This window comes from Kitasatospora sp. NPDC056181 (genome assembly GCF_042266225.1).
In the GTDB taxonomy this organism is placed as follows: Bacteria; Actinomycetota; Actinomycetes; order Streptomycetales; family Streptomycetaceae; genus Kitasatospora.
In genome coordinates this window covers 40,245-49,955 of record NZ_JBHJUK010000059.1, presented here as the reverse complement: position 1 = coordinate 49,955, position 9,711 = coordinate 40,245, and the positions used below count along the sequence as shown (strand labels likewise).

13 protein-coding genes and 1 pseudogene are annotated in these 9,711 nt (G+C 70.4%); 6 read left to right on the top strand and 8 right to left on the bottom strand.

Annotation, left to right across the window (positions count from 1 at the left end):
* Positions 1-158 precede the first annotated feature (158 nt).
* Both ACFC1F_RS22560 and ACFC1F_RS22555 read right to left on the bottom strand, forming a co-directional pair.
* A complete protein-coding gene (locus tag ACFC1F_RS22560) occupies positions 159-983 on the bottom strand; it encodes a hypothetical protein (protein ID WP_376160662.1) in 825 nt (274 codons plus the stop codon).
* 69 nt (positions 984-1,052) lie between these two features.
* Positions 1,053-1,559 (bottom strand): SigE family RNA polymerase sigma factor, encoded by a 507-nt coding sequence (locus ACFC1F_RS22555; protein ID WP_148642530.1) that lies wholly within the window; start codon positions 1,557-1,559, stop codon positions 1,053-1,055.
* Between the two features lie 184 nt (positions 1,560-1,743).
* On the opposite strand from ACFC1F_RS22555, the pseudogene ACFC1F_RS22550 reads away from it, so the two are divergent.
* Positions 1,744-1,935: pseudogene (locus ACFC1F_RS22550) on the top strand (IS5/IS1182 family transposase); the annotation flags it as partial.
* A 113-nt stretch (positions 1,936-2,048) separates the two neighbouring features.
* Here ACFC1F_RS22550 and ACFC1F_RS22545 read toward each other — a convergent pair.
* Positions 2,049-3,236, bottom strand: a complete 1,188-nt coding sequence (locus ACFC1F_RS22545; protein ID WP_376160661.1) for a damage-control phosphatase ARMT1 family protein — start codon at positions 3,234-3,236, stop codon at positions 2,049-2,051.
* A 382-nt stretch (positions 3,237-3,618) separates the two neighbouring features.
* Here ACFC1F_RS22545 and ACFC1F_RS22540 point away from each other — a divergent pair, with 382 nt between their 5' ends.
* Complete coding sequence (locus ACFC1F_RS22540; RefSeq protein WP_376160659.1) at positions 3,619-4,332, top strand: hypothetical protein; 714 nt, start codon at positions 3,619-3,621, stop codon at positions 4,330-4,332.
* Positions 4,329-5,213, top strand: coding sequence for a phosphotransferase enzyme family protein (locus ACFC1F_RS22535; RefSeq protein WP_376160657.1), 885 nt, complete (start codon positions 4,329-4,331; stop codon positions 5,211-5,213). Before ACFC1F_RS22540 ends, ACFC1F_RS22535 begins: the two co-directional genes overlap by 4 nt.
* A 94-nt stretch (positions 5,214-5,307) precedes the next feature.
* On the opposite strand, the gene ACFC1F_RS22530 is transcribed toward ACFC1F_RS22535, so the two are convergent.
* From ACFC1F_RS22530 to ACFC1F_RS22520, 3 genes are read right to left on the bottom strand one after another with little or no spacing between them, the layout of a single operon-like run.
* Complete coding sequence (locus tag ACFC1F_RS22530; protein WP_376160655.1) at positions 5,308-5,511, bottom strand: DUF397 domain-containing protein; 204 nt, start codon at positions 5,509-5,511, stop codon at positions 5,308-5,310.
* A gap of 56 nt (positions 5,512-5,567) precedes the next feature.
* The gene (locus tag ACFC1F_RS22525) at positions 5,568-5,771 is read right to left on the bottom strand and encodes a DUF397 domain-containing protein (RefSeq protein WP_376160654.1); all 204 of its coding nucleotides are present in this window, start codon (positions 5,769-5,771) and stop codon (positions 5,568-5,570) included.
* On the bottom strand, positions 5,764-6,627 hold the full coding sequence (locus ACFC1F_RS22520) for a helix-turn-helix domain-containing protein (RefSeq protein WP_376160652.1): 864 nt from the start codon (positions 6,625-6,627) through the stop codon (positions 5,764-5,766). The genes ACFC1F_RS22525 and ACFC1F_RS22520 overlap by 8 nt, the downstream gene beginning before the upstream one ends.
* A 310-nt stretch (positions 6,628-6,937) precedes the next feature.
* On the opposite strand from ACFC1F_RS22520, the gene ACFC1F_RS22515 reads away from it, so the two are divergent.
* From ACFC1F_RS22515 to ACFC1F_RS22505, 3 genes are read left to right on the top strand one after another with little or no spacing between them, the layout of a single operon-like run.
* On the top strand, positions 6,938-7,321 hold the full coding sequence (locus tag ACFC1F_RS22515; protein ID WP_376160650.1) for an ATP-binding protein: 384 nt from the start codon (positions 6,938-6,940) through the stop codon (positions 7,319-7,321).
* On the top strand, positions 7,309-7,548 hold the full coding sequence (locus ACFC1F_RS22510; RefSeq protein ID WP_209411707.1) for a hypothetical protein: 240 nt from the start codon (positions 7,309-7,311) through the stop codon (positions 7,546-7,548). Before ACFC1F_RS22515 ends, ACFC1F_RS22510 begins: the two co-directional genes overlap by 13 nt.
* Positions 7,545-7,835, top strand: a complete 291-nt coding sequence (locus tag ACFC1F_RS22505) for a hypothetical protein (protein WP_209411708.1) — start codon at positions 7,545-7,547, stop codon at positions 7,833-7,835. Before ACFC1F_RS22510 ends, ACFC1F_RS22505 begins: the two co-directional genes overlap by 4 nt.
* Before the next feature lie 111 nt (positions 7,836-7,946).
* On the opposite strand, the gene ACFC1F_RS22500 is transcribed toward ACFC1F_RS22505, so the two are convergent.
* Both ACFC1F_RS22500 and ACFC1F_RS22495 read right to left on the bottom strand, forming a co-directional pair.
* On the bottom strand, positions 7,947-8,666 hold the full coding sequence (locus tag ACFC1F_RS22500) for an ABC transporter permease (protein ID WP_376160666.1): 720 nt from the start codon (positions 8,664-8,666) through the stop codon (positions 7,947-7,949).
* Positions 8,667-8,725: 59 nt separating this feature from the next.
* A complete protein-coding gene (locus ACFC1F_RS22495) occupies positions 8,726-9,652 on the bottom strand; it encodes an ABC transporter ATP-binding protein (protein WP_376160648.1) in 927 nt (308 codons plus the stop codon).
* Positions 9,653-9,711 lie beyond the last annotated feature (59 nt).

The following is a 9,711-nucleotide window of genomic DNA, read 5'->3' as shown; positions in this document are numbered from 1 at the left end:
CCCGCTCGACACGTCGAGCGGGGGCCGCCGTGGTGTGTGCTCCGGGCGTGGAGTGGGAAGTCGGCGTGGCCGACTTCCGACGGTGACCGGTCACCGCTCACCGGTCATCGCCGGTGCGGGCTGCTCCTGGGCCCTGTCGACGGGTGACCGACGGACCGTCAGCCGAGGGCGGCGATGATCGGCGCCCAGGTGGCACCGGTGAGTGCGGCCACCGCCTGCTGCTGGGAGAGCGGGGGAGCGACCCGGGTCGGCTTCGGCACCTCACTGGCACCAAAACCGCCGGCGCTGTTCCACTGCACCATCTGCAGCTGCGCACCGGTCGACTTCAGGGTCACCGTCACCGTCCAGCGGTGGGCGGCGTCGACACCGGCCGGGTGCTTGGCCGCGATCTCCTCCGACATCACCACGGCCCCGCCGGGGATCGCGGCACTGCTCGGCAGCTCGCTCAGCGTGCAGGTGTCACCGGAGGCGCGCGCGGGCTTCGTCTGCTCGCAGCTCAGCCCGTCACCGTCCCTGAGCGGCAGCTTGAGCCGCACGGCCGAGACGCCGACGCTGGAGGCGCCGCCACCGTCGTCGACGACCAGTGAACCCATGGCGACCATTCCGCCGGACGGATTCGCGGGGTCGTTGCTCTGCCCGGTCTCCTGGCTGAACCGGCCCCCGGGGAACGTCAGCTCCAGGGCCTTGATCATCTGGGTGTCGGTGATCGCGGAACGGGGCGCCGCGTGCGCCGCCGGCTCGACGTCGGATCCTGCGGGGTGGAGCCCGGGGAGTGCACCGGGGAACACCAGGCCGGTCGCCGCGACCACGGTGAAGGCGCAGGCGCCGACCCCGGCGGTGACACCGGCGATGACGCCTGCGGTGCGTCGACGCCGGCGGCTGCGCCCGCGCTCGACGGCTCCGCTCACGAACGTGGTGAGATCGGGGTCGAGGGAGTCGGCCGTGCGGTCCAGGGCGTGTGCGAGGTCTGCTTCGAACGGCATGCTGAAGTCACCTTTTCTATCGCTGATGGGGGCGGGGCCTTGCGGCGGTTCTGACCTGCGGGCACGTGCTCAGTGCGGCACCAGGTCGGACAGGCTGTCGCCGAGCAGCGCGCGCACCCTGCCGAGCGCGCGGGTGCCCTGGGAGCGGACCGCGCTGCTGCTCAGCCTGAGCATCCGGGCGGTCTCCTCGATGCTGCGGTCCTCCCAGTAGCGCAGCAGAAGTACCGCCCGGTCGCGGGGCGGGAGTTGGCCGAGGGCGTCCAGCAGGGTGAGCCGCAGCGCGGTGTCCGGGCCGGACGCCGCACCGTCGGGCACGTTCCCGACGGGGCGTTCCGTGGTGCTTCGGCGACGCCGCAGGCTGAGGAAGGTGCGGACCAGAACCGTCTGGGCGTAGGCCGCCGGATTGTCCGCACCGGCCACCCGCTTCCAGTGCACGTACACCCGGCTGAGGGTCTCCTGCACCAGGTCCTCGGCAAGGTGCGCGTCACCGGCGGTGAGCACGTACGCCGAGCGGTACAGCGCCTTGGCCCTCGCGGCCACGAACTCCAGGTACTCGTTCTCCTGAGCTGATTTCACTCGGTCCCCGCCTGTTCCCTCGTCCTGTGATCCCCGTGCATACCCCTCATGACTACGTGGGACGGCAGGATGTCGCGCGGGCGGGAGATCTTCTTCACCGCTGCCGCGTCAACGGCCCGCCACGAGGCCGGCGGCGCGACGCCCGGCGTGGCGCCGACAACGGCGGTTCCCCCAGGGCATCCAGCGCTATGGCCTGCGAAGGTCCCGCTACCAGGGCGCCTAGCGAACACCAGCCTCCAACGCCGGCTCAACGCCGCGGCGATCAACCTCGCCCGCATGGACGCCCTCCGCACCGAGGTGTCCCGGGGCCCGCACTCGCACCAGCCACTTCGCAGTACTGCGCCCCGCCGAGCACCAGCTCGGCGGGGCGCAGTGATCAAGGCTCCGAATCAACCAACAGCGTTCTCCTGTGTGAGCCAGGGGCTGCCGTTGTGAGCGGCGCCGAAGCGGTGAAGTCACAGCTGCGGGACACACGAGATGACCCGGCGGTCAGCGGTGGACCTGGACGAGGGCGTGGCGGCCATCGGTACGCCACGGCGTTCCCGTGCTGTCGAGGTGGGTGACGACGGCGGCGTCGATGCCGACGAGCACGTCGGACTTCAGAGTCCGCAGGGCGGCGACGGGACTGGGGAAGTGGCCCACGGTCCGGCTGAAGGGCGTGGTCGATGACCAGAGCCGGTCGCCGACGAGCCGGCGGTAGTTGAGGTCGCCCTTGAGGATCGCCATCGTGGCACCAGCGAACTCGGTGCGCAGGTCGTTGGGCATGTCGTGAAACGGCAGCGGCGCGCAGAAGAACGCGTGTGTGCGAACTGCGAGCGTGCCCTCGTTCATCGCCACCCACAGCCGTTGGCCGATTGCCCCCGCGGCCGGCGACGGCGCGGTGCGCAGGCGTTCGACCGTGGCGAGGACGTCGGCCATCGTCGCGTCCGACACGTAATAGGGATGGGGCTTCACGTACAGGGTGACCCGGGATGCCAGGCCGCCGGCCAGGAGGTGATCGATCAGCACCAGGTCGGGCAGCAGTTCGCGGCCGGCGTTGTCCGCGACGACGCAGATCCGCCCACCCCCGGCCTGCCCCAGCTCGGCCCAGAACGTCGCACTGTCGTCAGCAACCAGATCGGACACGGTCGACACACCGGCGCTCGCGGTGATCTGGAAGCTGAGGTCGGCGCGGTTGCCCCACAGTGCGGACGACAGAAGCGCCTCCGCCCGCTGCGGCTCCGGCAGAGTGTTGAGCTTGCTCAGCGCGGCCAGCTCGTCGTCAACTGCCACACCGCCCAGCTCCGCGTTCTTGAACGGCGCGAAGGGATCGACGCCCTGCCATGCTCCGGGCTGGAAGTAGCCGGTGGCTTCCAGCAGCCGTCGGTAGAAGTAGCTCTCGGCCCAAAGGAACGGAGCCTCGCCCCAGGGCTTGCCCCACAGGCCCCGGCCCCACTCCAGCCACTGCGCGTGGTCCGGGGCGTCCGGACCCAGCGGCTCCAGCACGCCGGTGGTGCTCTCCGTGAGGAGCCGCTCGACCGCGGTCTGTTCGGCGGGACCGTACGGCAGCGCGTCGAGCACCTGCTGGATGAGCTTGGGGTGACGCTCGTGGAATACGCCCCAGGCGAAGGACCCGGGGACGTTGCTGCGGATCACTGGTGCGGTCGACACGTCGGGGCTCGTCTCTTTCGTCATCATCGGGTGGCGGTCCTGCCCTTGACCTCGAGAGGATCAAGGGCAGTGTCAAGATCGTGGTCGTTGAACCGGAGCAGGGCCGACTCGACGGCACTACCGACGAGGATTTCGCCCGGCGCCGGTTGCGGGGGCAGTTCGGCGCCGTGTCGACGCGAACCTCGGCGAGCTGTTTGTGCCCGGACAACCGGGCCCTGACCGTGCCGTCGGCTGCCGCCGAGACTAGACGATCACGATCCTCTGAGAACGTCACCATGAGGACTCGGCCCGAGGTGTCGTTCGCGACACCGCACTCGCCCAACTCCGCTGGGCTGCCGGCCTCCTGAACAGTCGCTGCCCCACTCCGCTCCGGGCTGAGCTGTTCGGCGCCGTCAGCCGTCTGGCAACCGTGGTCGGCGCCTCGGCCTTCGACGCCTTCGCCCACGACGACGCCCACCGTCTGTTCGCGTTCGCCACCTCGTGTGCCGAGGAAGTGGACAACTGGCCACTGCGCGCAGTTTCCTACAACCTCCGCTCCCGGCAGGCCATCTGGCGCGGCGATCCCGATTCCGGCCTCACGTTCGCCGAACTCGGCCTGGCCCGTGCCGACCGGCTCTCCCCCGCCGAGCGGTCCATGCTTCACAACGCTCGCGCCCGAGCCCTGGCGAAGATGGGCCGCACCCAGCAGACCCTGGCCGCGATCGGCGCGTCCGACGACTCGTTCGCCTCCATCACCCCGGCCGCCGAGGGGCCGTGGATGGCGTACTACGACGGAGCACAGCACCGCGGCGACACCGGGCACGCCCTGTTCGACCTCGCCCTCGCCGGCCATCCACCGCAGGAAGCACTCCGGAGGCTGAAGGCGGCGGTGGACGGTCACGGCGACGGCTTCACCAGATCCCGCGCGTTCTCCCGTACCAAGCTCGCCACGCTCCAGATGGCGGTCGGTGACGCTGAGCAGGCTGTGGCCGAGAGCCGCAGCGCACTCGCAGAGGTCAGCGACCTCCGCTCGCTGCGGGCCAACCACGAGCTGGCTGAGCTCGGCCGGGTCGCCCATCGCCACCGCTGCCTCGGCGACATCCGGGACCTTCGGGAACAGATCGCCGCTACGGTGGCGGCGTGAGCAACACCGAGGACTCCCGCTCCCTACTGCTCAAGGCGTGCGCGACGGTTGGCCTGTCCGCGGCGGGCGCCGAACCGATCCAGATCGGGGAGAACGCGCTGTGGCGATTGCCGCTCGGGGTCGTGGCCCGCATCAGCCGACCCGGGCAGTCGGCGGCCGCGAGCCGTGAACTGGCGGTCGCCCGGTGGCTGGGTGACTGCGGGGTGCCTGCGGTGCGACCGCTCGATCACCAGCGGGAGCCCCTGGACGTGGATGGCAGCCCGGTGACCTTCTGGCACGAGCTGCCACCGCACCGGCCAGGAAGCGCTGCCGACATCGCGCCGCTCCTCGGCCGCGTCCACGGACTTCCCGTTCCGGACTTCCCGTTGGGCGGCCTCGACCCGTTCGTCCGGCTCGCCAACCGGATCGACGGCGCGGCCACGCTCGACGACAGGCAGAGGCGGTGGCTCCGCGACCGCCTGGCCGAACTCCAAACAGCATGGCTGAGCCTCCCGCCTGGCCTGCCTGCGAGCGTCATACACGGCGATGCCTGGGGCGGCAACGCGGCGGTCACACCGACCACCACCTACCTGCTCGACTTCGAACGAACCTCCCTCGGACCTCCCGAGTGGGACCTCACCGCCACCGCCGTCGGCTACGGCACCTTCGGCACTGTTTCGGACGGCGAGTACACCGCCTTCTGCGAGGCGTACGGAGCCGACGTGATGACCTGGGCCGGATACCCGGTACTGCGGGATATTCGAGAGCTCCGAGTCACCTGTTTCGCCCTCCAGCACGCCGCGGCCGATCCTGCCCGACATCGATCGGAGGCCCACTACCGTCTCGCCTGTCTGCAAGGAGACAGCGGTCCGCGGCCGTGGGGCTGGAGAGCCGTCAGCTGAGGCCGGATCGGAACCGCTCCTGTACGGGCGCATCAGTATTCGATGGCGTGAACCGATCCGTCAGGTACCGGGGCGGGCGGTTGGCCGAGGGGTTTCAGGGGCTGAGGGCGGTTCGGTAGTCATACTCGCCGGCTTTGGTGGCCTGGAGGAGCTTGGCGAAGGTGGTGGGGGTGGTGCGGAGGATGGTGGTGGGGGCGTCGGATTCGCGGAGTTCGATCAGCCCGTTGACGGTACGGACCTCGACGCATTCGTTGCTTGAAGCGCTGTAACTGGACTTCTGCCAGACCAGGCCACCCATGTCTTCACCTTCCAAGGACGGCTGTCCCTCGCTCGGTTGAGCGAGGGACAGCTGGGTCATGCGGCGGGGTCGGCGTGGTGGTCGAAGGCGCCGGCTTTGGCGGCTTGGAGGAGCTTGGCGAAGGTGGTGCGGGTGGTGCGGAGGATGGTGGTGGGGGCGTCGGATTCGCGGAGTTCGATCAGCCCGTCGGCGGTACGGACCTCGACGCATTCGTTGGTTGCGGCAGAGTAGCTGGACTTCTGCCAGTCGACGCTAGCCAAGCTTGTCTTCCTTTTCTTTCTTGATTCGCCGCATGAGGTCTCGTGATTCCTCTTCCGGCAGGGCGCTCAGATCCATGCGGGCGAAGATCGCTCGGTAGCTCTCCAGATGGGCTTGGGAGTCGAAGTACTGGCTGCCGTTGGGGATATCCATCTGGACGGTATCGAGCTCGGGAACTGGCCCTTCTGCGTACGTGAGGTTCTCGCTGGAGCCGGGGAAGGTGTCGGTGTCGAACGACACTACCCGCACTGATAGTCCGGGTGTCTGGGAGTCCTCAATGAGGCTGCCGAGCTGGTCGGCGAGTACCCGGGGCCCGCCGAACTGCATGCGTAGCGCCGCCTCGTGGATGAACACGCGGTAGGGGATCCCGTCGGAGCGGACGACCTGTTGTCGCCGCATCCGGAAGGTGGTCCTAATGTCGAGGTCGTGGGCGGGGAGAGGTGGGTAAACCCTGGAGAACACCGCTGAGGCGTATGCGCTGGTCTGAAGAAGTCCCGGAATGTAGGTGCTCGTGCAGGTGGCGAGCCCCTGCGCGTGCCCTTCCATCTCTGCTACATCAAGGAAGTCCGTTGATAGGGCCCCGCGGTACGCCTCCCACCAGCCTTTGCTTCGTTCTGCCGTCATGTCCGCAAGTGCACTGATGAGGGGCTCGTTGGCGCAGCTGCATGCTGCGGCGACCGTGCGCAGGCGTTCTGCGCTGACGCCGATCTTCCCGGACTCCATCTGTGTCACCTGGGTGGGGTTGAGGCCGAGAGTGCGGGCGAGCTGGCTGCCACCGAAGCCGGCCCGCTCCCGCATCTTTCGCAGTTCGATGCCCAGGCGGCGCTGGCGGAGGGTCGGGGTACGGCGAAGGGGCATGTTGTCCTCTCAGCGTGTCGTGGGCTCAGTGTGCCGTGCTGATTGAGAGCGGGTCTAACTGGCCCCGAACGCACGGGAGGGGGAACTTCACGAGGTGCGCCTTCAATTGAAGTCAGCGTGCGCTATCGTCGTCCACAGTCGATCCGACGGATCGTCAGTAACGCCTGTTCTCAGGGCAGTAGGCGCCTGCTGCCCGCGCACCGCAGAGCAGCCACGCGTGGCATTCCCAGCCACGTCCTGGCCTGGCTCACGGCGACGATTCCGCCGGTCAACCCCGAATCCACCACACCACCTCTCTCGGAGGTTCCCCATGTGTGCCCTCAACCCGCCCGACTGGTCCGCCGCCCGTGAGGCGTTGCGCAGCGCGACGTCCGCCGCGGGCTGGCCGGACGACCTCATCTCCGACGCCGAACTCGCCCTCCATGAGCTGTTCGTCAACGCCTGGCGGCACGGAGGCAGCCCCGCGCCGACCGTGGTCGTCGTCCTCCTCGCGGACCGCACCCTCCGCGTCTCCGTGGCGGACGACAACCCGGACCTGCCCGAGCCCCGCGTCTCCGCCGACCCGTACGAGCTGTCCGGCCGGGGCCTGCACCTCGTCCGCTCGCTCACCCACCGCTTCGGCGCCGACCCGCGCCGGCACGGCAAGGGCAAGCTCGTCTGGTTCGAGCTGGACCGTGCCGCGTGGGCGTCGTGACCCCGATGGCCACCCGGGCCGTCCACACCGAGCGCACCACTGTCCACTACCTCGCCGTCGAGAACGTTCCCGACGCGACCGTCCAGCTCCGTGCCGCCGTCGACCTCGACATCAACGCCGCCCCCGGCGAATACCTCGCCCTCCCCCTCACCCGCGACCAGGCCCACGAGCTCCTCCAGGGCCTCGCCGCCCACCTCGGCCACCGTGTGATCGGCATCCGCCGATGAGGACGGGCACCGTCAACTTCCTGGTCGGCGCGGCGTTCGCCGCCCTCCTCGCCCTCGCCCTCGCCACCGTCGTCCTCGGCGTCGTCACCGCCCTCAAGGTCAACGACGAGCAGCACGAACCCCCGCCCCCGATCACCCGCCACGGCCGCTGGGAGCTGCGCAGACTCCCCGACGGCACCCACGAGTACGCCTGGATCGCCCGCCAGGCCGGCCACTACGGCCCCGAGATCCGCCACCGAACCAACCCTGACCCGCCCGCCCGCGGCCGGCACCGCATACCCACCTGATCAGCCAACGCGAAGGCCCCCGCCCATCAGGACGGGGGCCTCGCGGCGATCGGGGGCTGCTACTCCCAGCGGAAGAACCGGGCTGCTACTCCCAGCGGAGGAACCGGGTCGCTACTCCCAGCGGAAGAACCGGGCCGCGGCCGCCAGTCCGAGTACCGCCCAGCCGCCCAGGATGCCGAGGTCCGCCCAGGGCACGCCGGCGCCCGTCTGGAGCACCGAGCGCAGACCGTCGGACAGTGCCGCGATCGGCAGCAGCTCCAGCACCGACTGGACGGCGGCGGGGAACTTCGACAGCGGCACGATGACACCCCCCGCCAGCAGCAGCAGGATGAAGACCAGGTTCGCGGCGGCCAGCGTGGCCTCCGCCTTGAGCGTGCCGGCCATCAGCAGGCCGAGGCCGGAGAAGGCGGCGGTGCCGAGGACGAGGAGGGCCAGCACTGCCAGGACGTTCCCCTGCGGGGACCAGCCGAGCGCCAGGGCGATCACGCTCAGCAGCGCCACCTGCAGCGCCTCCGTCACCAGCACGCAGCCCGTCTTCGCCGTGAGCAGCGCCCAGCGCGGCAGCGGGCTGGCGCCCAGCCGCTTCAGCACGCCGTACCGCCGCTCGAAGCCGGTGGCGATGGCCTGTCCGGTGAAGGCGGTGGACATCACGGCCAGCGCGAGCAGGCCGGGGGCCAGGAAGTCGACCCGCTTGCCGGGGCCGTCCACCGCGACGATGTCGACGGCGGAGAAGAGCACCAGCAGCACCGTCGGGATGACCACGGTGAGCAGCAGCTGTTCGCCGTTGCGCAGCAGCATCCTCGTCTCGAAGGCCGTCTGGGCGAGCAGCATCCGGCCGACGGGGGCCGCACCCGGCTTGGGGGAGTAGTCGGGGGAGTAGTCCACGGAGGTCACGAGCGCAGGTCCCGTCCGGTCAGGTCGAGGAAGACGTCTTCGAGGCTGCGGCGCTGCACGGCGAGCCGCTCGGGGAGGATGCCGGAGGCCGCGCACCAGCCGGTGACGGTGGCCAGCAGCTGCGGGTCGACGGGCGCCTCGATGCGGTAGCTGCCGGGGGTGGCCTCGGTGGCGGTGGCGCCCTCAGGCAGTTCCTTGAGCAGCGGGCCGAGGTCCAGCCCGGGCGGCCCGTCGAAGCGCAGTGAGGACTCGGCGCCGCCGCGGCAGAGCTCCTCCGGGGTGCCCTCGGCGATCACGCGGCCGCGGTCGACGATCGCGACCCGGTCGGCGAGCTGTTCGGCCTCGTCCATGTGGTGGGTCGTGACGACCACGGTGACGCCGTCCCGGCGCAGGTCGCGGACGAGGTCCCAGGTGGCGCGGCGGGCCTGCGGGTCGAGGCCGGCGGTGGGCTCGTCCAGGAAGACCAGCTCCGGGCGGCCGACCACGGCCATGGCCAGGGCGAGGCGCTGCTGCTGGCCGCCGGAGAGCCGGCGGTAGGTGGTGCGGCCGCAGGAGCCGAGGCCGAGCCGCTCGACGAGGGCGTCGACGTCGAGCGGGTGGGCGTGCAGCTTCGCGGTGTGCCGGAGCATCTCGACGGCGCGCGCGCCCGCGTACACACCGCCGGACTGGAGCATCACGCCGATCCGGGGGCGCAGCCGGTCGCCCTGGGTGACCGGGTCGAGGCCGAGGACGCGGACGGTGCCGGCGTCGGGGCGGCGGTAGCCCTCGCAGGTCTCGATGGTGGTGGTCTTGCCGGCGCCGTTGGGGCCGAGCACGGCGGTGATCGCGCCGCGTGCGAGGGTGAGGTCGAGACCGTCCACCGCGGTCTTCTCGCCGTAGCGCTTGACCAGCCCGGTGATCTGGACCGCGGGTTCGGAATGCATACCGGCGAGTGTAAGAGGCGTGAACGCCGCGGGCCGAAGCCGGGCCGGATGATCGTTCA